The following is a 22,304-nucleotide window of genomic DNA, read 5'->3' as shown; positions in this document are numbered from 1 at the left end:
AACCCTCGCTACACTCCTTCTACTACTAAGGTCGTCTGGAACCTGTTCCTCAGCCGCATACAGTGGATATGTTCCAATAATAAAAAGCTGTGCTGCGAGGATAAAAACAATGAACGACAGCATTTACCTCTCGATTCAAAACAGCCCGCGTTTCAAGGAGCTGGTTAGTAAAAGGGAAAGATTCGCCTGGATTCTCTCGGCAATCATGCTTGGGCTTTACTCCGCTTTCATTCTTCTGATTGCCTATGGGCCGCAAATACTGGGGGCCAAGATCAGCCCCGGTTCGTCCATTACGTGGGGGATCCCGATCGGGGTCGGGCTGATTGTGTCGGCCTTCGTCCTCACCGGCATCTATGTACGACGCGCCAACGGCGAATTCGACGACTTGAACAATGCGATTCTCAAGGAGGCTGCGCAATGATCCGTCGTCTATTGGCTGTACTCGGCGCTTCGGCCTTTGCACCTGCCGTTTGGGCGGCCGATGCACTGACCGGCGAAGTGCATAAACAACCGCTGAATATCGCAGCGATCCTGATGTTCGTGGCCTTCGTCGGCGCGACCTTGTGCATCACCTACTGGGCGTCCAAGCGCAACAAGTCGGCGGCCGACTACTATGCGGCCGGCGGCAAGATCACCGGGTTCCAGAACGGTCTGGCGATTGCCGGTGACTACATGTCGGCAGCCTCCTTCCTGGGGATTTCCGCGCTGGTGTTCACCTCCGGCTACGACGGCCTGATCTACTCGATCGGCTTCCTGGTGGGCTGGCCGATCATTCTGTTCCTGATCGCCGAGCGCCTGCGTAACCTGGGCAAATACACCTTTGCCGACGTGGCGTCCTATCGCCTGGGGCAAACCCAGATCCGCAGCCTGTCGGCCTGTGGCTCTTTGGTGGTGGTGGCGTTCTACCTGATCGCGCAGATGGTCGGCGCGGGCAAGCTGATCCAGCTGCTGTTCGGCCTGGATTATCACGTCGCGGTGATCCTGGTAGGCATCCTGATGTGCCTCTATGTGTTGTTCGGCGGCATGCTGGCTACCACCTGGGTACAGATCATCAAGGCAGTGCTGCTGCTGTCCGGTGCCTCGTTCATGGCGCTGATGGTGATGAAACACGTCAACTTCGACTTCAACATGCTGTTTGCCGAGGCGATCAAGGTTCACCCTAAAGGTGAAGCGATCATGAGCCCGGGCGGCCTGGTGAAAGACCCGATTTCGGCGTTCTCCCTCGGCCTGGCACTGATGTTCGGTACCGCCGGCCTGCCGCACATCCTGATGCGCTTCTTCACCGTGAGTGACGCAAAGGAAGCGCGCAAGAGCGTGCTGTATGCCACTGGCTTCATCGGCTACTTCTATATCCTGACCTTCATCATCGGCTTCGGCGCGATCCTGCTGGTCAGCACCAACCCGGCGTTCAAGGATGCTGCAGGTGCCTTGCTCGGCGGTAACAACATGGCGGCGGTGCACCTGGCCAACGCGGTGGGCGGCAGTATCTTCCTGGGCTTCATCTCGGCCGTGGCGTTTGCCACCATCCTGGCAGTGGTTGCCGGTTTGACCCTCGCGGGTGCTTCGGCGGTGTCCCATGACCTGTACGCCAGCGTGATCAAGAAAGGCAAGGCCAACGAGAAGGATGAGATTCGCGTATCGAAGATCACCACCATCGCCCTGGCAGTACTGGCGATTGGCTTGGGCATCCTGTTTGAAAGCCAGAACATTGCGTTCATGGTGGGCCTGGCGTTCTCCATTGCGGCCAGCTGTAACTTCCCGGTGCTGCTGCTTTCCATGTACTGGAAAAACCTCACCACCCGCGGTGCGATGATTGGTGGCTGGCTGGGCTTGATCAGTGCCGTTGGCCTGATGATCCTCGGCCCGACCATCTGGGTCTCGATCCTGCACCATGAGAAGGCGATCTTCCCTTACGAGTACCCGGCGCTGTTCTCGATGATCATTGCGTTCATCGGCATCTGGTTCTTCTCCATCACCGACAAGTCGGCGGCGGCAGAGAAGGAACGTGCGCTGTACTTCCCGCAGTTTGTGCGTTCGCAGACTGGCCTGGGGGCGAGTGGGGCGGTTAGCCACTAAGCCTGTAACAGTTCCAAAAAAATGCCCCGGTCGTGAGATCGGGGCTTTTTTTTGCCTTTATTGGTAACAGATACGACAAAACTGTTTCTCAAATCCGGCACAAATAAAAACGGCCTCCCTATCAAAGGAGGCCGTTTTCGGTGTAGCCAAGTAGCGATCAGCTTACTTGCGGTCTTCCAGCTTGGTGATGTCACGCGACTCGTAGCCGGTGTAAAGCTGGCGCGGGCGGCCAATCTTGTACGGGCTGGAGAGCATTTCTTTCCAGTGGGAGATCCAGCCCACGGTCCGCGCCAGGGCGAAGATCACGGTGAACATGCTGGTTGGAATGCCGATCGCCTTGAGGATGATCCCCGAGTAGAAGTCGACGTTCGGGTACAGCGAGCGCTCGATGAAGTACGGGTCGGTCAGGGCGATCTCTTCCAGGCGCATGGCCAGTTCGAGTTGCGGATCGTTCTTGATGCCCAGTTCCTTCAACACTTCGTCGCAGGTCTTCTTCATTACGGTGGCGCGCGGGTCGCGGTTCTTGTAGACCCGGTGACCGAAGCCCATCAACTTGAACGGATCGTTCTTGTCCTTGGCCTTGGCGATGAACTTGTCGATGTTCGAGACATCGCCGATTTCATCGAGCATGGTCAATACGGCTTCGTTCGCACCGCCGTGGGCAGGGCCCCACAGTGCGGCGATACCGGCGGCGATACAGGCGAACGGGTTGGCACCCGAGGAGCCCGCCAGGCGCACGGTAGAGGTCGAGGCGTTCTGTTCGTGGTCGGCGTGGAGGATGAAGATCTTGTCCATCGCGGCGGCCAGCACCGGGCTGATCGGTTTGATCTCGCACGGGGTGTTGAACATCATGTGCAGGAAGTTTTCCGCGTACGTCAGGTCGTTGCGCGGGTACATCATGGGTTGACCCATGGAGTACTTGTAAACCATTGCGGCCAGGGTCGGCATCTTGGCAACCAGGCGGATCGCGGAGATTTCGCGATGCTGCGGGTTATTGATGTCCAGGGAGTCGTGATAGAAGGCCGACAGGGCGCCGACTACGCCGCACATGACGGCCATCGGGTGGGCGTCGCGACGGAAGCCGTTGAAGAAGGTCTTCAACTGCTCGTGAACCATGGTGTGGTTCTTCACGGTGCTGACAAACTGGGCCTTTTGCTCAGCTGTTGGCAATTCGCCATTAAGCAGCAGGTAGCAGGTTTCCAGGTAGTCCGACTGTTCAGCAAGCTGTTCGATCGGGTAGCCGCGGTGCAGCAAGATACCGTTATCACCGTCGATATAGGTGATCTTCGACTCGCATGAGGCGGTCGACATGAAGCCTGGGTCGAATGTAAAACGGCCCGTGGCCGTCAGGCCCCGTACGTCGATAACATCGGGACCAACGGTGCCGGTTAAAATGGGCAGCTCGACGGGGGCTGCGCCCTCGATGATCAACTGCGCTTTTTTGTCAGCCATGTGGCCTCCTATTTATGCTTCAAATCATCAGACAGACCCCCCACGCAGGGCCCGCACCACTATAGTGAGATAAATTCAGATGTCAATTTGCCTAAAGTCTTGCTCCAGAAGGCTTTAACCGTACTTTTTCCTCGAAATTACCTGCCGTTTACGCCTTTTATGCCGCCAGCGCAATGCGCTATTAGGGTGAGGAGTGCGCGTTGTCATTAGTTGCCTAACTGTCTATACTCGGCCTCCGACCGCCAGGGGCTTTTGGGCCCGTTTTGATGGGGGTCGCACTCCCTGGGTGGTGGTTACCTGACCAGTGCACTCCCCAACAACTTTGCCCTGATTGTTAGGGGCTCTTCAGTGTGAAAAAAAGCCGTGAATAGCCAACGACCTGTAAACCTAGACCTAAGGACCATCAAACTCCCCATCACCGGCGTAACGTCGTTCCTGCACCGTGTATCCGGCATCATCCTGTTTCTTGGCCTGGGCATCATGCTTTATGCATTGAGCAAATCCCTGGGTTCGGAAGAAGGGTACGCCGAGGTGAAGGCATGCTTGACCAGTCCGCTGGCCAAATTCGTCGCCTGGGGCCTCCTGTCCGCTCTGCTTTATCACCTTGTGGCCGGTATTCGCCACTTGATCATGGACATGGGTATCGGTGAGACGCTGGAAGGCGGCAAGCTGGGCTCGAAAATCGTCATCGCCATTTCCGTGGTGCTGATCGTTCTGGCGGGAGTTTGGATATGGTAACCAGCGTTACGAACCTGTCGCGTTCGGGCCTCTATGACTGGATGGCGCAACGTGTGTCTGCGGTTGTTCTCGCGGCTTATTTCATCTTCCTGATCGGGTACCTCGCGGCGAACCCTGGCATTGGCTACGCCCAATGGCACGGCCTGTTCGCTCACAACGGGATGCGCATCTTCAGTCTGCTGGCCCTTGTAGCCCTGGGCGCTCACGCCTGGGTTGGCATGTGGACCATCGCGACCGACTACCTGACGCCGATGGCGCTGGGCAAGTCCGCGACAGCAGTACGGTTTCTCTTCCAGGCAGTATGCGGCGTCGCGATGTTCGCTTACTTCGTCTGGGGTGTGCAGATTCTTTGGGGTATCTGATTCATGGCTAACACAGTTAATACGCTTTCATTCGACGCCATCATCATTGGCGGCGGCGGTGCCGGCATGCGCGCTGCGCTGCAACTGGCCCAAGGCGGTCACAAGACTGCCGTGATCACCAAGGTGTTCCCGACCCGTTCCCACACCGTTTCGGCCCAGGGTGGCATCACGTGCGCCATCGCCTCCGCCGATCCAAACGATGACTGGCGCTGGCACATGTACGATACCGTCAAGGGTTCCGACTATATCGGTGACCAGGACGCTATCGAATACATGTGCTCCGTAGGCCCGGAAGCGGTCTTCGAGCTGGAACACATGGGTCTGCCGTTCTCCCGTACCGAACAGGGTCGCATCTACCAGCGTCCGTTCGGCGGTCAGTCGAAAGACTTCGGTAAGGGTGGCCAGGCCGCTCGTACCTGTGCCGCAGCCGACCGTACCGGTCACGCGCTGTTGCACACCCTGTACCAGGCCAACCTGAAGGCCGGCACCGTATTCCTCAACGAATACTACGGCGTCGACCTGGTGAAGAACGAAGACGGTGCCTTTGTAGGCATGATCGTTATCTGCATCGAAACCGGCGAAACCTCTTACGTGCGGGCTAACGCCACCGTATTGGCGACCGGCGGTGCAGGCCGTATCTACTCTTCGACTACCAACGCCCTGATCAACACCGGTGACGGTATCGGCATGGCCCTGCGTGCAGGCGTCCCGGTACAAGACATCGAAATGTGGCAGTTCCACCCGACCGGCATCGCCGGCGCCGGTGTACTGGTTACAGAAGGTTGCCGTGGTGAAGGTGGTTACCTGATCAACAAGAACGGCGAGCGCTTCATGGAGCGTTATGCTCCGAACGCCAAAGACCTTGCCGGTCGTGACGTTGTAGCCCGTTCCATGGTTAAAGAGATCATCGCCGGTAACGGCTGTGGTCCCGATGGCGACCACGTGATGCTGAAGCTCGATCACCTCGGTGAAGAAGTGCTGCACAGCCGTCTGCCAGGCATCATGGAGCTGTCCAAGACCTTTGCCCACGTTGACCCGGCTGTTGCGCCGATCCCGGTTGTTCCAACTTGCCACTATATGATGGGCGGCGTTGCCACCAACATTCATGGCCAGGCGATCACCCAGGACGCCGACGGCGTTGACCAGATCATCCCTGGTCTGTTCGCGGTAGGTGAAGTGGCGTGCGTATCGGTTCACGGTGCCAACCGCCTGGGTGGCAACTCGCTGCTCGACCTGGTGGTATTCGGTCGCGCCGCCGGCCTGTTCCTGGAACAGACCCTGAAGGAAGGCGTTGATTACGCTCGTCCACGCCAGTCCGACATCGACGCTGCCCTGGCACGTCTGGATGGCCTGAACTCGCGTACCGATGGCGAAGACGTCGCCTCCCTGCGCAAAGAGCTGCAAAGCTGCATGCAGAACTACTTCGGTGTGTTCCGTACCGGCGAATACATGCAGAAAGGTATCGCCCAGCTGGCTGACCTGCGTACGCGCATTGCCAACGTCAAGATCAACGACAAGAGCCAGGCGTTCAACACCGCTCGAATCGAAGCCCTTGAGCTGCAAAACCTGCTGGAAGTGGCTGAAGCGACTGCGATCGCCGCCGAGGTTCGTAAAGAATCCCGTGGTGCTCACGCTCGTGAAGACTATGAAGACCGCGACGACGAAAACTGGTTGTGCCACACCCTGTACTTCCCGGGTGACAAGCGCGTAACCAAGCGTGCCGTGAACTTCTCGCCGAAGACGGTTCCGACGTTTGAACCGAAGATTCGGACTTACTAAGGGTGGCTGCCATGTTGAAAGTCAGTGTTTATCGCTACAACCCTGATCAGGACGCTGCGCCGTTCATGCAGGAATTCCAGGTCGATACCGGTGGTAAGGACCTGATGGTGCTGGACGTGCTGGCCCTGGTTAAAGAGCAGGACGAGGGTTTCTCCTATCGTCGCTCTTGCCGTGAAGGTGTCTGCGGCTCCGACGGCATGAACATCAACGGCAAGAACGGCCTGGCGTGCATCACGCCGCTGTCTTCCGTGGTGAAAGGCAACAAGTTGGTTGTTCGTCCGCTGCCAGGTTTGCCGGTTATCCGTGACCTGGTCGTCGATATGAGCATCTTCTACAAGCAATACGAGAAGGTTAAGCCATTCCTGCAGAACGACACGCCGGCTCCGGCCATCGAGCGTCTGCAGACTCCGGAAGAGCGCGAGAAGCTGGACGGTCTGTACGAGTGCATCCTGTGCGCTTGCTGCTCGACTTCCTGCCCGTCCTTCTGGTGGAACCCCGACAAGTTCCTGGGCCCAGCTGCCCTGCTGCAAGCGTACCGCTTCCTGGCAGACAGCCGTGACACCAAGACTGCCGAGCGTCTGGCTTCGCTGGATGACCCGTTCAGCGTATTCCGCTGCCGCGGGATCATGAACTGCGTCAACGTATGTCCCAAAGGCCTGAACCCGACTAAGGCCATTGGTCACGTACGTAGCATGCTGCTGCAAAGCGGCGTGTAACCGACGTTGTAGTAAAAGCAGGACCGTTGTGCCCGTAGATGCTACGGCGCAGGCTTCAACCGGCGCCGTAGTTTTAACTTGAGCAGCGACTTACAAAGACGCGGCTCTTATTTTGAAGAAATGAGACAAGCAGGGGCATTCGGGTTGGTACCCGAACTATCAGCGTGATCCTAAGTGGCTTGTTTTGGTCGCTGCACTTGGCCTTTTGCAAGCAAACTCGGTGTTTTCGCCGGTGGTGTCCCCAAATCGAGGGTGACCAAGCATGCAAGAAAGCGTGATGCAGCGCATGTGGAACAGCGGCTATCTTTCAGGTGGTAACGCTGCCTATGTGGAAGAGCTTTATGAGCTCTACCTGCACGACCCTAACGCTGTGCCAGAAGAATGGCGCACCAAATTTCAGACGTTGTCTTCAGACGGCAACGCTGCCACCGATGTATCGCACGCAACAATTCGCGATCAGTTCGTGCTGCTGGCAAAGAACCAGCGCCGCGCCCAGCCGGTTTCTGCCGCAAGCGTGAGCAGTGAGCACGAGAAGAAGCAAGTTGAAGTACTGCGACTGATCCAGGCCTACCGTATGCGTGGCCACCAGGCAGCCCAGCTTGACCCGCTGGGGCTGTGGCAGCGTCCTGCACCTGCAGACCTGTCGATCAATCATTACGGCTTGACCAATGCCGATCTTGATACGACCTTCCGTGCCGGCGACCTGTTCATCGGCAAAGAGGAAGCGAGCCTACGCGAAATTCACGAAGCGTTGCAGCAGACATATTGCCGCACCATCGGTGCCGAATTTACGCACATCACTGATTCCGAGCAGCGCCACTGGTTCCAGCACCGCCTTGAAGGCGTGCGTGGTCGCCCGGTGCTGTCTGCGGACGTCAAGAGCCACTTGCTCGAGCGCGTCACTGCAGCGGAAGGCCTGGAAAAATACCTGGGCACCAAATACCCGGGCACCAAGCGTTTCGGCCTGGAAGGCGGCGAAAGCCTGATCCCGATGCTCGACGAGCTGATCCAGCGTTCCGGTTCCTACGGCACCAAGGAAATCGTGATCGGCATGGCCCACCGTGGCCGTTTGAACGTGCTGGTCAACACCTTCGGCAAGAACCCGCGCGAGCTGTTCGACGAGTTCGAAGGCAAGAAGAAGGTCGAGCTGGGTTCCGGTGACGTTAAATATCACCAGGGCTTCTCGTCCAACGTAATGACCACCGGCGGTGAAGTTCACCTGGCCATGGCGTTCAACCCATCCCACCTGGAGATCGTTTCTCCAGTGGTCGAGGGGTCGGTACGTGCGCGCCAGGATCGTCGTAACGATTCCACCGGTGAGAAGGTCCTGCCGATTTCCATCCACGGTGACGCGGCGTTCGCCGGTCAGGGCGTGGTCCTGGAAACGTTCCAGATGTCGCAGACTCGCGGCTTCAAGACCGGCGGTACCGTTCACATCGTCATCAACAACCAGGTGGGCTTCACCATCAGCAACCCGCTGGACGCACGCTCTACCGAGTACGCGACCGACGTTGCCAAGATGATCCAGGCGCCGATCCTCCATGTGAATGGTGATGATCCGGAAGCCGTGTTGTTCGTGACCCAGTTGGCCATCGATTACCGCATGCAGTTCAAGCGTGACGTGGTCATCGACCTGGTCTGCTACCGTCGTCGCGGTCACAACGAAGCGGATGAGCCTAGCGGCACCCAACCGTTGATGTACCAGCAAATCACCAAGCAGCGCACCACCCGTGAGCTGTATGCCGATAGCCTGATCAAGGCCGGCGTGGTGGACGATGCACGTGTTCAGGCGAAGATCGATGAATACCGCAACGCGCTGGACAACGGCCTGCATGTCGTGAAAAGCCTGGTTAAAGAGCCGAACAAAGAGTTGTTCGTTGACTGGCGTCCGTACCTGGGCCACGCCTGGACTGCGCGTCACGACACCTCGTTCGATCTGAAGACCCTGCAGGAACTGTCGGCCAAGCTGCTGGAAATTCCAGATGGCTTCGTGGTACAGCGCCAGGTTGCGAAGATCTACGAAGACCGTCAGAAGATGCAAGCCGGCGGCCTGCCGATCAACTGGGGTTACGCTGAAACCATGGCGTACGCGACCCTGGCGTTCGAAGGTCACCCGATCCGCATGACCGGCCAGGACATCGGCCGCGGTACGTTCTCGCACCGTCACGCTGTGTTGCACAACCAGAAAGACGCGGGCACCTACATCCCGTTGCAGAACCTGTACGAAGGCCAGCCACGTTTCGACCTGTACGATTCGTTCCTGTCCGAAGAAGCCGTACTGGCGTTCGAATACGGTTACTCGACCACCACGCCTCAGGCGCTGGTGATCTGGGAAGCCCAGTTCGGCGACTTCGCCAACGGTGCCCAGGTGGTTATCGACCAGTTCATCACCAGCGGCGAGCACAAGTGGGGCCGTCTGTGCGGTCTGACCATGCTGCTGCCACACGGTTATGAAGGTCAGGGTCCGGAGCACTCCTCGGCCCGTCTGGAGCGTTACCTGCAATTGTGCGCCGAGCACAACATCCAGGTGTGCGTGCCGACTACCCCGGCCCAGATCTACCACTTGCTGCGTCGCCAGGTGATCCGCCCGCTGCGCAAGCCGCTGGTAGTGCTGACGCCGAAATCGCTGCTGCGTCATAAATTGGCCATCTCGACCCTGGAAGATCTGGCGGATGGTTCGTTCCAGACCGTTATTTCAGAAATCGATACCCTCGACGCGGCCAAGGTTACTCGCCTGATCCTGTGCAGCGGCAAGGTTTACTACGATTTGCTGGAAAAACGCCGTGCCGAAGGCCGCGAAGACATCGCCATCGTGCGGATCGAGCAGCTTTACCCGTTCCCGGAAGACGACCTGATGGAGGCCATCGCGCCTTACACCAACCTCACCAATGTGGTGTGGTGTCAGGAAGAACCGATGAACCAGGGCGCGTGGTACAGCAGCCAGCATCATCTGCGTCGCAGCATCGGCAATCACAAACAGGCACTGGGCCTGGAGTACGCCGGTCGTGATGCTTCTGCTGCACCTGCGTGTGGTTATGCGTCGATGCACGCCGAACAGCAGGAAAAACTGCTGCAAGATGCTTTCACTGTTTAACGCCTTCGCGCTGACTGAAACCGAATTTTAAGGACCCACAGATAATGGCTATCGAAATCAAAGCCCCGTCATTCCCGGAATCGGTTGCCGATGGCACCGTTGCCACCTGGCACAAGAAACCAGGCGAGGCCGTCAAGCGTGACGACCTGATCGTCGACATCGAAACCGACAAGGTCGTGCTCGAAGTGTTGGCTGAAGCTGACGGCGTGCTGGGCGCAATCGTTGCCGAAGAAGGCGCTACCGTCCTGTCGAACCAGGTACTGGGCTCGATCGAAGAGGGCGGTGCTGCTGCCGCTGCTCCTGCTCCTGCCGCCGCTGCGGCACCGGCTGCTGCCGCAGCTCCAGCTGCTGCACCGACTGCGGGTGGCGAAGATCCAATCGCTGCACCGGCTGCGCGTCAGCTGGCTGACGAAAACGGCATCAACCTGGCGTCCATCAAGGGCACCGGCAAAGATGGCCGTGTGACCAAGGAAGACGTGGTTGCCGCCGTTGAAGCCAAGAAAAACGCTCCAGCTGCTGCGCCTGCCAAGGCTGCTGCCCCGGCTGCCGCTGCTCCTGTGTTCGCCGCTGGCGACCGCACCGAGAAGCGCGTACCGATGACCCGCGTGCGTGCCACCGTGGCCAAGCGCCTGGTTGAAGCACAGTCGAACATGGCGATGCTGACTACTTTCAACGAAGTCGACATGACCGAAGTCATGGCCCTGCGTTCGAAGTACAAGGACCTGTTCGAGAAGTCCCACAACGGCGTACGCCTTGGCTTCATGTCGTTCTTCGTGAAAGCGGCCACCGAAGCGCTGAAACGCTTCCCGGCAGTCAACGCTTCCATCGACGGCGGCGACATCGTTTACCACGGTTATGCTGACGTCGGCGTTGCCGTCTCCAGCGACCGTGGCCTGGTGGTACCGGTTCTGCGTAACGCCGAGCTGATGAGCCTGGCTGAAATCGAAGGCGGCATCGCCAACTTCGGCAAGAAGGCCCGTGACGGCAAACTGACCATCGACGAGATGACCGGTGGTACCTTCACCATCACCAACGGTGGTACTTTCGGTTCGATGATGTCGACTCCGATCGTCAACCCGCCACAAGCTGCGATCCTGGGCATGCACAACATTCTGCAGCGTCCTATGGCGATCAACGGCCAAGTGGTTATCCGCCCGATGATGTACCTGGCGCTGTCGTACGATCACCGCCTGATCGATGGTAAAGAAGCCGTGACTTTCCTGGTGACCATCAAGAACCTGCTGGAAGACCCGGCTCGTCTGCTGCTGGATATCTGATAAAGCGGCGGTGCGCCGTACCACCCGGTCTGCCGCGAGGCAGGCCGGAGTGCGGCTCACGGCTTGAAGCTTTTAGCTAAAGAGGATTTTTTTTCATGTCGCAGAAATTTGACGTTGTAGTGATTGGCGCAGGCCCTGGCGGCTACGTTGCCGCCATCAAGGCCGCACAACTGGGCCTCTCGACTGCTTGCATCGAAAAATACACCGACAAGGAAGGCAAACTGGCGCTGGGCGGTACTTGCCTGAACGTTGGCTGCATTCCTTCCAAGGCGCTGCTGGACAGCTCCTGGAAATTCCACGAAGCGCAAGACGGTTTTGCCATCCACGGCATCAACCACGCTGGCGTGACCATGGACGTGCCAGCGATGGTCGGCCGCAAGGCCAACATCGTTAAAGGCCTGACTTCCGGCGTTGCTACCCTGTTCAAGGCCAACGGCGTTACTTCCCTGCAAGGCCACGGCAAACTGCTGGCCGGCAAGAAAGTTGAAATCACCAAGCCTGACGGTTCGACCGAAATCATCGAAGCCGAGAACGTGATCCTGGCTCCAGGTTCGCGTCCAATCGACATTCCACCGGCTCCGGTCGACCAGAACGTGATCGTTGATTCGACCGGCGCCCTGGAATTCCAAGCGGTTCCAAAACGTCTGGGCGTGATCGGCGCTGGCGTGATCGGCCTGGAACTGGGTTCGGTCTGGTCCCGCCTGGGTTCCGAAGTGACCGTGCTGGAAGCCCTGGACACGTTCCTGCTGGCTGCCGACACCGCAGTGTCCAAAGAAGCGCTGAAAACCCTGACCAAACAAGGTCTGGACATCAAGCTGGGCGCTCGTGTTACCGGTTCCAAGGTTAACGGCGAAGAAGTCGTCGTGACCTACACCGACAAGGATGGCGAAAAAACCATCACTTTCGACAAGCTGATCGTAGCCGTTGGTCGCCGTCCAGTGACCACTGATCTGCTGGCTTCCGACAGCGGCGTGAACATCGACGAGCGTGGTTTCATCCACGTTGACGATCACTGCGCTACCACCGTGCCGGGCGTCTACGCCATTGGCGACGTGGTTCGCGGCATGATGCTGGCGCACAAGGCTTCCGAAGAAGGCATCATGGTTGTCGAGCGCATCAAGGGTCACAAGACCCAGATGAACTACGACCTGATCCCGTCGGTTATCTACACCCACCCGGAAATTGCATGGGTCGGCAAGAACGAACAGCAGTTGAAAGCTGAAGGCGTTGAAGTTAACGTCGGCACCTTCCCGTTTGCCGCTTCTGGCCGTGCCATGGCAGCCAACGACACCGGTGGTTTTGTCAAAGTCATCGCTGATGCCAAGACTGACCGCGTATTGGGCGTCCATGTGATCGGCCCAGGCGCAGCAGAACTGGTTCAGCAAGGCGCAATCGGTATGGAATTCGGCACCAGCGCCGAAGACATCGGCATGATGGTTTTCTCCCATCCGACCCTGTCCGAAGCGCTGCACGAAGCCGCGTTGGCAGTGAATGGCCATGCCATCCACATCGCCAACAAGAAGAAGCGCTAAGCGAGATAATAAGAAACCACGGCGGTTGCCCGTCGTGAGCCTTGTGCGCAAGACTCACCGCGGAATATCCGCTGGACGCAGTCTTGCGCAGTTTCACCACCCAGGGTTCAGGCCTTTGGTGGTTTGACTGTGCAAGCAGCAGTCACAGGTGGCGCGGCACTCAATAAAGAGCGCAGCGCCGAATGCGCAGTACCTAACGAAGACGGTAATAAGCATGAATCTTCACGAGTATCAGGGTAAGCAGCTGTTCGCTGAATACGGCCTGCCAGTATCCAAGGGTTACGCAGTAGACACCCCGGAAGCAGCAGCAGAAGCTTGCGACAAAATCGGCGGCACCGAGTGGGTTGTCAAAGCCCAGGTTCACGCTGGTGGTCGCGGTAAAGCGGGCGGCGTTAAGCTGGTTCGCAGCAAAGAAGACGCCAAAGCCTTCGCTCAGCAGTGGTTGGGCAAGCGTCTGGTGACTTACCAGACTGATGCCAATGGCCAGCCAGTCACCAAGATCCTGGTTGAATCGTGCACTGATATCGCTAAAGAGCTGTACCTGGGCGCTGTCGTTGACCGTTCGAGCCGTCGCATCGTGTTCATGGCCTCCACCGAAGGTGGCGTGGACATTGAGAAGATCGCTGAAGAAACCCCAGAAAAAATTCTGAAAGCCACTATCGATCCACTGGTTGGCGCTCAGCCATTCCAGGGTCGCGAGCTGGCATTCCAGTTGGGTCTGGAAGGCAAGCAAGTTGCCCAGTTCGCCAAGATCTTCGTAGGTCTGGCCAAACTGTTCCAGGATCACGATCTGGCCCTGCTGGAAGTGAACCCGCTGGTGATCAAGGCTGACGGCGATCTGCATTGCCTCGATGCCAAGATCAACATCGACGCCAACGCCATGTACCGTCAGCCTAAGCTGAAGACTTTCCACGATCCGTCGCAAGACGATCCGCGCGAAGCGCACGCTGCCAAGTTCGAACTGAACTACGTAGCCCTGGAAGGTAACATCGGTTGCATGGTCAACGGTGCTGGCCTGGCCATGGGTACCATGGACATCGTCAACCTGCATGGCGGCAAACCAGCCAACTTCCTCGACGTAGGCGGCGGTGCCACCAAAGAACGCGTTACCGAAGCGTTCAAGATCATCCTGTCCGACTCCAACGTCGCTGCAGTACTGGTCAACATCTTCGGCGGCATCGTTCGTTGCGACATGATTGCCGAAGGCATCATCGGTGCAGTGAAAGAAGTCGGCGTTAAAATCCCGGTTGTTGTGCGCCTTGAAGGTAACAACGCTGAACTGGGCGCTAAAGTACTGGCAGAAAGCGGTTTGAACATCATCGCTGCTACCAGCCTGACCGACGCTGCTCAACAAGTTGTCAAAGCTGCGGAGGGCAAATAATGAGCGTCCTGATCAATAAAGACACCAAGGTTATCTGCCAGGGTATTACCGGTTCCCAAGGTAGTTTCCACACCCAGCAAGCCATCGAATACGGCACCAAGATGGTGGGTGGCGTTACTCCTGGTAAAGGCGGCACCGAGCACCTGGGCCTGCCAGTGTTCAACACCGTGAAAGATGCTGTAGCTGCCACTGGCGCCACCGCCAGCGTGATCTACGTTCCAGCTCCTTTCTGCAAGGACTCCATCCTGGAAGCAGCATTCGGCGGCATCAAGCTGATCGTTTGCATCACCGAAGGCATTCCTACCCTGGACATGCTGGACGCTAAAGTTAAGTGCGACGAGCTGGGTGTAGTCCTGATCGGCCCTAACTGCCCAGGCGTGATCACTCCAGGCGAATGCAAGATCGGCATCATGCCAGGTCACATTCACTTGCCAGGTAAAGTCGGTATCGTTTCCCGTTCCGGCACCCTGACCTATGAAGCTGTCAAGCAGACTACTGACGCCGGTTTCGGTCAGTCGACTTGCGTCGGCATCGGCGGTGACCCGATCCCAGGCTCGAACTTCATCGACATCCTGAAGCTGTTCCAGGAAGACCCGAAGACCGAAGCGATCGTAATGATCGGTGAGATCGGCGGTTCGGCTGAAGAAGAAGCGGCTGCCTACATCAAGGCACACGTGACCAAGCCGGTTGTTTCCTACATCGCTGGTGTGACTGCCCCTGCTGGCAAGCGCATGGGCCATGCGGGCGCAATCATCTCTGGCGGCAAGGGTACTGCAGACGAGAAGTTTGCTGCCCTGGAAGACGCAGGCGTTAAAACCGTGCGTTCGCTGGCAGACATCGGCAAGGCTTTGTCCGAGCTGACCGGATGGGCTGTCAAGTAAGCCTCGCGCTTAACTGACGCTTCACCCCACAAAGGCCACCTTCGGGTGGCCTTTGTGCATTCTGAAGGTTGGTGGAGATCAACATGTGGGAGCGGGCTTGCTCGCGAAAGCGGTGTGTCAGTCAGCTCATGAGTGGCTGATACACCGCTTTCGCGAGCAAGCCCGCTCCCACATTCGATCGTATTTCAAAATTTAGATATAAAAACGCGACATAAAAATGTCGCTTATCGGACAGTTCGCCCCGCAACAGTGCGTTTGACCCGCAAATTCGTTAGGCTAGCCGCCTCTTTATGCGTGTGCCTCCCAAAAGGAAGCCTCGCGCCAGACCGGTCGGTCCCCATCCGGACCGGCAGTATTTCCCTCATCCATAGGGAAGCCCTCTCTAAATTCCGATTCAGTAGTGTGGTATTTCCTCAAATGAAAGTGTTGAAAAGCCAGGACATCCTGGCGTTGGGCTTTATGACTTTTGCCCTGTTCGTGGGCGCCGGCAACATCATCTTCCCGCCAATCGTCGGTTTGCAGTCCGGGCCTCATGTCTGGATGGCGGCGCTGGGCTTCCTGATCACCGCGGTCGGTTTGCCGGTGATCACCGTTATCGCCCTGGCCAAGGTCGGTGGTGGCATGGACGCGTTGAGCAGTCCGATCGGCAAGATTGCCGGTGGCTTGCTGGCAGCGGCGGCCTACCTGGCTGTCGGCCCGTTGTTCGCCACCCCGCGAACCGCCACCGTTTCCTTTGAAGTGGGCCTGGCGCCGCTGACCGGTGAAAGCCCGCTGGCGCTGTTCCTCTACAGCTCGGTGTACTTCCTGCTGGTGTTCTTCATCTCCCTGTACCCGGGCCGCCTGCTGGATACCGTCGGTCGTTTCCTGGCACCGTTGAAGATCATCGCCCTGGCCGTCTTGGGCATTGCTGCCTTTGCCTTGCCGGCCGGCGATGTGGGTGTTGCCACCCCTGAGTACGTGGCGGCACCGTTCTCCCAGGGCTTTATCAATGGTTACCTGACCATGGATACCCTCGGCGCGCTGGTATTCGGCATTGTGATCGTCAACGCGATCCGCTCCCGTGGCGTCGAGTCGCCGAAGCTGATCACCCGCTACGCGATCATCGCCGGGCTGATTGCCGGTGTGGGCCTGGCGCTGGTGTACATCAGCCTGTTCCGCCTCGGTTCGGGCAGCCATGAAGTGGCGGCCGGTGCCGCCAACGGCGCCGCCGTGCTGCACGCCTACGTCCAGCACACCTTCGGCTCCCTGGGCAGCGGCTTCCTCGCCGTGCTGATTTCCCTGGCGTGCCTGGTAACCGCGGTGGGCCTGACCTGCGCCTGCGCCGAGTACTTCAGCCGCGTACTGCCGCTGTCCTATAAGACCCTGGTGGTGATCCTGGCGGTATTCTCGCTGTTTGTGTCCAACCTGGGCCTGACCAAGCTGATCGCGTTCTCGATCCCGGTGCTGACCGCCATCTACCCGCCGTGCATCGTGCTGGTGGCCCTGAGCTTCTGTAAGGACTTCTGGCAGGAGCAGGGCCGGATCGTTGGCCCGGTGATGCTGGTGTCGTTCATCTTCGGTTGCATTGACGCGCTGAAGGGCGCGGGCCTGGCTGACTGGATGCCATCGCAACTGGCTCACCTGCCGCTGAGCGAGCAGGGCCTGGCGTGGCTGGTGCCTTCGGTGATGACGCTGGTGGTTGCGGTGGTGATTGACCGCCTGCTGGGCAAACGCAGTGAAGCGATGGCTTAAACGTTTAGCCACTAACTTGTGCCGAGGTTTAGTTCGAAGTTTCGAGCTGCCCGGCCGGGTTAAAAACACCGGACAAAGTAAAGCCCGCTATTAAGCGGGCTTTCTTTTGCAACATGACTTTTCACGTCACAGTGTTCAAGTCGTCAGACTCAAGAACCGGTTGCAGGTGTTGCTTCTTTCGCAGCAGCTTCGTTCGATTCAGCCTGAGCTTTGGCAGCATCGGCGTTTTCTTTCGCAGCGTCGTTCACTTTATCCTGTGCTTTCGCCATGTCTTTTTGAGCTTGCTCAGAGTGGGCTGCGGCGTCTTGGGCTTTGTCTTCGGATTTTTTGTCGCAGGCAGCGAGGCCGAGGGCAGCAGCCAGCATCATGGAAATAGCTAAAGTCTTGCGCATGGGGTGTTTCTCCTTATTGAAGATATCTACTGGCCTTTCGAGCCTATGCCCAACGCTTAGTTCCTTAAATCTCACAGATATATAAGGCTTTTCCCTAGGGAACTTTCAGCAAGGTTGTCTACTCCGCCGGCTCCACACTAATAAGAGTCTTTAACGAATGACCGAAAATCCTCTTTTATCCCGTGCCACGCGCTTTGTTTCAGCCTTGCGCCACTGCCAGGTGCTGGGCATCCAGGTGCACGCCGCCAGTGAGGACGGCATGACGCTGGTGCTGCCCTATGCTCCGCATATCGTCGGTGACCCGCAGACCGGCGTGATCCACGGCGGCGCCATCACATCCTTGATGGACACCGCCTGTGGCATGGCTACCTTGTGCGTACTGCCGGAGTTCGAGGTTTGCCCGACCCTGGACCTGCGCATCGACTACATGCACCCGGCCGAGCCCCATAAACCGGTATTCGGCTTTGCCCAGTGCTACCGGGTGACCACCGACGTGATCTTCACCCGCGGCTTCGCGTACCAGGACGATCCGCAGCAACCGATTGCCCACGTGGTGGGCACGTTCATGCGCATGGGCAAGCGCCTCAAGGGCAGCCAGGGCCTGGGCAATGCAATCAAGGGAGAACAGGCATGAAACATCAGTTCAAGACCCGTCTGCAGCAAGCCCACGAACGGGGCAACTATGAGGCGCTGCTCAACCTGATTCCCTACGCCAAGCTGATTGGCATCGAATGCACGCGGCTGGGGGATGAATTGCTGTTTCGCATGCCGGCCAACAAGGACAACATTGGTAACCCGATATTGCCGGCGATCCACGGCGGGGTGATCGCGGGCTTCATGGAGCTGTCCGCAGCCTTGCATTTGCTGGTATTCACCGGTGCGCCTGGCGTTCCCAAGATCATCGATTTCTCCCTGGATTACCTGCGCGCCGGCCAGTTTCGCGACACCTACGCCAAATGCCAGGTGTGGCGCCAGGGCCGGCGGGTGGCCAACGTGGCAATTACCGCGTGGCAAAGTACCCAGGCCGAACCGATTGCCACCGCCCGTGCGCATTTCAAGATTGAGGAAACGGCTCGCCCTTGAAATCCTGGTCTTAGCCCCCAACTTTGATGACAACCCGCCGCCAACCCTCAAGGGCGCGGCCACTGCCATCCAATTGGAGTTTGATGACCATGAGTGTGGAAACTCAAAAGGAAACCCTGGGCTTCCAGACCGAGGTGAAGCAACTGCTGCACCTCATGATCCATTCGCTGTATTCCAACAAGGAAATTTTCCTTCGCGAATTGATCTCGAACGCCTCTGACGCTGTCGACAAATTACGTTTCGAAGCCCTGTCCAAGCCTGAGTTGCTGGAAGGTGGCGCGGAACTGAAAATCCGTGTGAGCTTCGACAAGGACGCGAAAACCGTCACCCTCGAAGACAACGGTATCGGCATGAGCCGTGACGATGCGATCACCCACCTGGGGACCATCGCCAAATCCGGCACCGCTGATTTCATGAAGAACCTGTCGGGCGACCAGAAGAAAGATTCGCACCTGATCGGCCAGTTCGGCGTGGGCTTCTACTCGGCCTTCATCGTTGCCGACAAGGTTGAAGTATTCAGCCGCCGTGCCGGCCTTGTCGCCAGCGAAGGCGTGCACTGGTCTTCCAAGGGCGAGGGCGAATTTGAAATCGCCACTGTCGACAAGGCTGATCGTGGTACCCGCATCGTCCTGCACCTGAAGTCCGGTGAAGAGGAGTTCGCCGATGGCTGGCGTCTGCGCAATATCATCAAGAAGTACTCCGACCACATCGCGTTGCCGATCGAGTTGCCGAAAGAACAAGCGGCGGCCGAAGGCGAAGAAGCCCCAGCCCAGGAATGGGAAGTGGTCAACCGCGCCAGCGCCCTGTGGACCCGTCCTCGTACCGAAGTCAAGGACGAGGAATACCAGGAGTTCTACAAGCACATTGCCCACGATTACGAAAACCCGCTGAGCTGGAGCCACAACAAGGTCGAAGGCAAGCTGGAATACAGCTCGCTGCTCTACGTACCGGCCCGTGCTCCGTTCGACCTGTACCAGCGTGAAGCGCCGAAAGGCCTGAAGCTGTATGTGCAGCGCGTATTCGTGATGGACCAGGCGGAATCGTTCCTGCCGTTGTACCTGCGCTTTATCAAGGGCGTGGTTGACTCCAACGACCTGTCGCTGAACGTGTCGCGGGAAATCCTGCAGAAAGACCCGATCATCGACTCGATGAAGTCGGCGCTGACCAAGCGTGTCCTCGACATGCTGGAAAAGCTGGCGAAAAACGAGCCTGAGCAATACAAGGGCTTCTGGAAAAACTTCGGCCAGGTCATGAAAGAAGGCCCGGCAGAAGATTTCGCCAACAAGGAAAAAATCGCCGGCCTGCTGCGTTTCGCATCGACCAACGGTGACGACGGCGAGCAGAACGTTTCCCTGGCTGAATACCTGGCTCGCGCCAAGGAAGGTCAGGACAAGATCTACTACCTGACCGGTGAAACCTACGCTCAGGTCAAGAACAGCCCGCACCTGGAAGTCTTCCGCAAGAAAGGCATCGAAGTGCTGCTGCTGACCGACCGCATCGACGAGTGGCTGATGAGCTACCTCAGCGACTTCGACGGCAAGAGCTTTATTGACGTCGCCCGCGGCGACCTGGACCTGGGCAACCTGGATTCCGAAGAAGACAAGAAAGCCGCTGAAGAAGTGGCCAAGTCCAAAGAGGGTCTGGTTGAGCGAATCAAGACCGCCTTGGGCGATGCCGTCAGCGAAGTGCGGGTTTCCCACCGTCTGACCGATTCCCCGGCGATCCTGGCCATCGGCGAGCAGGACCTGGGCATGCAGATGCGTCAGATCCTGGAAGCCAGCGGTCAGAAGGTTCCGGATTCCAAGCCGATCTTTGAATTCAACCCGGCGCACCCGCTGATCGAGAAACTCGACGGCGAGCAGAGCGAAGAGCGGTTTGGCGACCTGTCGCACATCCTCTTCGACCAGGCAGCCCTGGCTGCCGGCGACAGCCTGAAAGACCCGGCCGCTTATGTGCGCCGACTGAACAAGCTGTTGGTTGAACTGTCGGTTTAACACCGTTGTAGAAAAACCCGCTTCGGCGGGTTTTTTCGTTCTGGAGCCTTTCACCTGGAGTAAATGATGAGCCAAATCACCGTGCGTTCCGTGGTCTATCAGATTGATGGCCAGTCTTATGAAAGCCGCCTGGCATTTGATGCCAGTCATAAGGGCCCGCTGCCAGGGTTGTTGATGGCGCCGAACTGGATGGGTGTCAGTGCCGGCGCTGAAGAGATCGCCAAGAGCGTGGCCAGCAAGGGCTACGTGGTGCTGCTTGCCGACCTGTACGGGCAAACCGTCCGCCCTTCGAACGGCGATGAAGCGGGTGCGGCGATGATGCCGTTGAAGAATGACCGGCCGCTGTTGAACAAGCGCATGCAGGTCGCGCTTGATCACCTGAAAACCCAGACTGAAGCGGCGGTGGATACCTCGAAGCTGGCGACCTTTGGTTTCTGCTTCGGTGGTTGCTGCTCCCTGGAGCTGGCACGTACAGGTGCAACGTTGAAAGCTGCCGTTTCGTTCCACGGCAGCCTCGACACGCCGAACCCGGCCGATGCAAAAAACATCAAGGGTTCCGTGCTGGTGTTGCACGGTGCTTCCGACCCGTTGGTGCCGAAGGAGCAACTGCCGGCGTTTGAAGACGAAATGAACGCCGCCGGTGTGGATTGGCAATTGCTGAGCTACGGCGGTGCGGTGCACTCGTTTACCGACCCGCACGCGAATGTGCCGGGCAAGATGATGTATGACGCGAAGACCGCTGCGCGGGCCTTCCAGTCGATGCATAACTTGCTGGATGAAGTGTTCAAGGGCTGATAGTTCGGTTGCCTGAGCTGGCCCCTTCGCGAGCAAGCCCGCTCCCACATTTTAACCGTGTACATCCTGAAGGAACGCGGTCGAAATGTGGGAGCGGGCTTGCTCGCGAAGGCTGTTTCATAGGCAATAAAGCGCTTAAGCCTTGCCTCCAGGCAACTCGATCCGCTCACTTTCCCCCGGCACTGTCGGCCAATCCCCAGCCGCCCAACGCTGCCGAGCCTGCTCGATCAACGCCGGATCACTCGCGACAAAATTCCAGTTAATCCGCCGTGGCCCATCCAGCGCCGCGCCGCCGAACACCACCAGGTGGCAATCAGTCTCGGCAAACAGCCCCATGCTTGCGCCTGCCGGCAACGCCACAAGGCTATGCACCTCCAGCGCTTCGCCATCCAACTGCGCCTCACCCTCCAGCACATACACCGCCCGTTCTTCATGCTCATCCGGGATCAGCAGGGTGGTAGCCGTCTGCATCCGCACCTCGGCATACAAGGTGGGCGACAACACCGGCACCGGCGATTCGAGGCAAAAGCCACTGCCGGCAATCAGGCGAATCTGCACGCCGAGGTTATCGCTCACCGGCAAGCTGGCGGCCGGATGATGGCTGTAATGCCCAGGCCCTTGTTCATGTTCCTTGGGGGAGGCCAGCCACACTTGCAACCCGTGCAGGCTGAAACCACTGGCCTTCAACGCCTCGGGGCTGCGTTCAACGTGGGCAATGGCACTGCCGGCTGTCATCCAGCTGACGTCCCCGGCCTTGACCACCTGATCGGAGCCGAGGCTGTCCTTGTGCAGGAGTTCGCCTTCAAACAGGAAGGTCAGGGTAGAGAGGCCGATGTGCGGGTGTTGGCGAATGTTCATGCCGGTACCCGGGGCATAACGGGTTTGCAGCATATGGTCGAAAAACACGAAAGGCCCGACGCTGCGGCATTGCCTGGAGGGCAGTGGGCGCAGGATCGGTTGGCCTTCCACATCTTCGGCGCGCGGGCGAATCACGGTCACGGTGGTCATGGTGCTTCCCAGT

The 22,304-nt window shown here is 58.3% G+C and carries 19 protein-coding genes; 16 read left to right on the top strand and 3 right to left on the bottom strand.

Annotation, left to right across the window (positions count from 1 at the left end; translation table 11 throughout):
• The first annotated feature begins 109 nt into the window (after positions 1-109).
• Positions 110-421: a DUF485 domain-containing protein gene (locus JV201_RS20805; protein ID WP_003210577.1), complete on the top strand. Its 312-nt coding sequence runs from the start codon at positions 110-112 to the stop codon at positions 419-421.
• The gene (locus JV201_RS20800) at positions 418-2,076 is read left to right on the top strand and encodes a cation acetate symporter (protein ID WP_003210576.1); all 1,659 of its coding nucleotides are present in this window, start codon (positions 418-420) and stop codon (positions 2,074-2,076) included. The genes JV201_RS20805 and JV201_RS20800 overlap by 4 nt, the downstream gene beginning before the upstream one ends.
• 162 nt (positions 2,077-2,238) lie before the next feature.
• Here JV201_RS20800 and gltA read toward each other — a convergent pair whose 3' ends face one another.
• Positions 2,239-3,528 (bottom strand): citrate synthase, encoded by a 1,290-nt coding sequence (gene gltA, locus JV201_RS20795; RefSeq protein ID WP_003210575.1) that lies wholly within the window; start codon positions 3,526-3,528, stop codon positions 2,239-2,241.
• Positions 3,529-3,891: 363 nt separating this feature from the next.
• Here gltA and sdhC point away from each other — a divergent pair, with 363 nt between their 5' ends.
• From sdhC to brnQ, 10 genes are all read left to right on the top strand, one after another.
• On the top strand, positions 3,892-4,266 hold the full coding sequence (sdhC, locus tag JV201_RS20790; RefSeq protein ID WP_008433998.1) for a succinate dehydrogenase, cytochrome b556 subunit: 375 nt from the start codon (positions 3,892-3,894) through the stop codon (positions 4,264-4,266).
• A complete protein-coding gene (sdhD, locus tag JV201_RS20785) occupies positions 4,260-4,628 on the top strand; it encodes a succinate dehydrogenase, hydrophobic membrane anchor protein (RefSeq protein WP_003210573.1) in 369 nt (122 codons plus the stop codon). The genes sdhC and sdhD overlap by 7 nt, the downstream gene beginning before the upstream one ends.
• Positions 4,629-4,631: 3 nt before the next feature.
• The gene (gene sdhA, locus JV201_RS20780; RefSeq protein ID WP_003210572.1) at positions 4,632-6,407 is read left to right on the top strand and encodes a succinate dehydrogenase flavoprotein subunit; all 1,776 of its coding nucleotides are present in this window, start codon (positions 4,632-4,634) and stop codon (positions 6,405-6,407) included.
• An 11-nt stretch (positions 6,408-6,418) separates the two neighbouring features.
• Positions 6,419-7,123, top strand: coding sequence for a succinate dehydrogenase iron-sulfur subunit (locus JV201_RS20775; protein WP_003210571.1), 705 nt, complete (start codon positions 6,419-6,421; stop codon positions 7,121-7,123).
• 262 nt (positions 7,124-7,385) lie between these two features.
• Positions 7,386-10,217, top strand: a complete 2,832-nt coding sequence (locus JV201_RS20770; protein ID WP_003210570.1) for a 2-oxoglutarate dehydrogenase E1 component — start codon at positions 7,386-7,388, stop codon at positions 10,215-10,217.
• 44 nt (positions 10,218-10,261) lie between these two features.
• A complete protein-coding gene (odhB, locus tag JV201_RS20765; RefSeq protein ID WP_219405995.1) occupies positions 10,262-11,494 on the top strand; it encodes a 2-oxoglutarate dehydrogenase complex dihydrolipoyllysine-residue succinyltransferase in 1,233 nt (410 codons plus the stop codon).
• A 95-nt stretch (positions 11,495-11,589) separates the two neighbouring features.
• Complete coding sequence (gene lpdA, locus JV201_RS20760; RefSeq protein ID WP_219405994.1) at positions 11,590-13,026, top strand: dihydrolipoyl dehydrogenase; 1,437 nt, start codon at positions 11,590-11,592, stop codon at positions 13,024-13,026.
• Positions 13,027-13,240: 214 nt separating this feature from the next.
• Positions 13,241-14,407: an ADP-forming succinate--CoA ligase subunit beta gene (sucC, locus tag JV201_RS20755; RefSeq protein ID WP_003210567.1), complete on the top strand. Its 1,167-nt coding sequence runs from the start codon at positions 13,241-13,243 to the stop codon at positions 14,405-14,407.
• Positions 14,407-15,288, top strand: coding sequence for a succinate--CoA ligase subunit alpha (gene sucD / locus JV201_RS20750; protein WP_003210566.1), 882 nt, complete (start codon positions 14,407-14,409; stop codon positions 15,286-15,288). Before sucC ends, sucD begins: the two co-directional genes overlap by 1 nt.
• Before the next feature lie 417 nt (positions 15,289-15,705).
• Positions 15,706-17,019 carry a branched-chain amino acid transport system II carrier protein gene (brnQ, locus tag JV201_RS20745; RefSeq protein ID WP_177054674.1) on the top strand — a complete coding sequence of 438 codons (1,314 nt, stop codon included), beginning with the start codon at positions 15,706-15,708 and terminating at the stop codon, positions 17,017-17,019.
• Between the two features lie 149 nt (positions 17,020-17,168).
• Here the strand turns inward: brnQ and JV201_RS20740 are convergent, their stop codons facing one another.
• A complete protein-coding gene (locus JV201_RS20740) occupies positions 17,169-17,411 on the bottom strand; it encodes a hypothetical protein (protein ID WP_003210564.1) in 243 nt (80 codons plus the stop codon).
• Between the two features lie 157 nt (positions 17,412-17,568).
• On the opposite strand from JV201_RS20740, the gene JV201_RS20735 reads away from it, so the two are divergent.
• The 4 genes from JV201_RS20735 (at position 17,569) to JV201_RS20720 (ending at position 21,283) form a co-directional block, all read left to right on the top strand.
• Positions 17,569-18,045: a PaaI family thioesterase gene (locus tag JV201_RS20735; protein ID WP_003210563.1), complete on the top strand. Its 477-nt coding sequence runs from the start codon at positions 17,569-17,571 to the stop codon at positions 18,043-18,045.
• Complete coding sequence (locus JV201_RS20730; RefSeq protein ID WP_219405993.1) at positions 18,042-18,494, top strand: PaaI family thioesterase; 453 nt, start codon at positions 18,042-18,044, stop codon at positions 18,492-18,494. The genes JV201_RS20735 and JV201_RS20730 overlap by 4 nt, the downstream gene beginning before the upstream one ends.
• Before the next feature lie 89 nt (positions 18,495-18,583).
• Positions 18,584-20,488 (top strand): molecular chaperone HtpG, encoded by a 1,905-nt coding sequence (htpG, locus tag JV201_RS20725; RefSeq protein ID WP_219405992.1) that lies wholly within the window; start codon positions 18,584-18,586, stop codon positions 20,486-20,488.
• A gap of 66 nt (positions 20,489-20,554) precedes the next feature.
• Positions 20,555-21,283, top strand: a complete 729-nt coding sequence (locus JV201_RS20720; RefSeq protein ID WP_087694452.1) for a dienelactone hydrolase family protein — start codon at positions 20,555-20,557, stop codon at positions 21,281-21,283.
• Positions 21,284-21,418: 135 nt separating this feature from the next.
• Here the strand turns inward: JV201_RS20720 and JV201_RS20715 are convergent, their stop codons facing one another.
• The gene (locus tag JV201_RS20715; RefSeq protein ID WP_219405991.1) at positions 21,419-22,291 is read right to left on the bottom strand and encodes a pirin family protein; all 873 of its coding nucleotides are present in this window, start codon (positions 22,289-22,291) and stop codon (positions 21,419-21,421) included.
• Between the last annotated feature and the right edge of the window lie 13 nt (positions 22,292-22,304).

The organism is Pseudomonas sp. Colony2 (assembly GCF_019382755.1).
GTDB lineage: Bacteria > Pseudomonadota > Gammaproteobacteria > Pseudomonadales > Pseudomonadaceae > Aquipseudomonas.
Note: the sequence above shows the minus strand (reverse complement) of the source record. Positions and strands in the feature narration are given on the sequence as shown.

Excerpts from the sequence above, each read along its gene's own strand:
- JV201_RS20720 (WP_087694452.1), top strand. The coding sequence starts at position 20,555 with ATGAGCCAAATCACCGTGCGTTCCGTGGTCTATCAGATTGATGGCCAG.
- htpG (WP_219405992.1), top strand. The coding sequence starts at position 18,584 with ATGAGTGTGGAAACTCAAAAGGAAACCCTGGGCTTCCAGACCGAGGTG.
- JV201_RS20770 (WP_003210570.1), top strand. The coding sequence starts at position 7,386 with ATGCAAGAAAGCGTGATGCAGCGCATGTGGAACAGCGGCTATCTTTCA.
- lpdA (WP_219405994.1), top strand. The coding sequence starts at position 11,590 with ATGTCGCAGAAATTTGACGTTGTAGTGATTGGCGCAGGCCCTGGCGGC.
- sdhA (WP_003210572.1), top strand. The coding sequence starts at position 4,632 with ATGGCTAACACAGTTAATACGCTTTCATTCGACGCCATCATCATTGGC.
- brnQ (WP_177054674.1), top strand. The coding sequence starts at position 15,706 with ATGAAAGTGTTGAAAAGCCAGGACATCCTGGCGTTGGGCTTTATGACT.
- JV201_RS20730 (WP_219405993.1), top strand. The coding sequence starts at position 18,042 with ATGAAACATCAGTTCAAGACCCGTCTGCAGCAAGCCCACGAACGGGGC.
- sucD (WP_003210566.1), top strand. The coding sequence starts at position 14,407 with ATGAGCGTCCTGATCAATAAAGACACCAAGGTTATCTGCCAGGGTATT.
- sucC (WP_003210567.1), top strand. The coding sequence starts at position 13,241 with ATGAATCTTCACGAGTATCAGGGTAAGCAGCTGTTCGCTGAATACGGC.
- JV201_RS20805 (WP_003210577.1), top strand. The coding sequence starts at position 110 with ATGAACGACAGCATTTACCTCTCGATTCAAAACAGCCCGCGTTTCAAG.
- gltA (WP_003210575.1), bottom strand. The coding sequence starts at position 3,528 with ATGGCTGACAAAAAAGCGCAGTTGATCATCGAGGGCGCAGCCCCCGTC.
- odhB (WP_219405995.1), top strand. The coding sequence starts at position 10,262 with ATGGCTATCGAAATCAAAGCCCCGTCATTCCCGGAATCGGTTGCCGAT.
- JV201_RS20800 (WP_003210576.1), top strand. The coding sequence starts at position 418 with ATGATCCGTCGTCTATTGGCTGTACTCGGCGCTTCGGCCTTTGCACCT.
- JV201_RS20740 (WP_003210564.1), bottom strand. The coding sequence starts at position 17,411 with ATGCGCAAGACTTTAGCTATTTCCATGATGCTGGCTGCTGCCCTCGGC.
- JV201_RS20775 (WP_003210571.1), top strand. The coding sequence starts at position 6,419 with ATGTTGAAAGTCAGTGTTTATCGCTACAACCCTGATCAGGACGCTGCG.
- JV201_RS20715 (WP_219405991.1), bottom strand. The coding sequence starts at position 22,291 with ATGACCACCGTGACCGTGATTCGCCCGCGCGCCGAAGATGTGGAAGGC.
- sdhD (WP_003210573.1), top strand. The coding sequence starts at position 4,260 with ATGGTAACCAGCGTTACGAACCTGTCGCGTTCGGGCCTCTATGACTGG.
- JV201_RS20735 (WP_003210563.1), top strand. The coding sequence starts at position 17,569 with ATGACCGAAAATCCTCTTTTATCCCGTGCCACGCGCTTTGTTTCAGCC.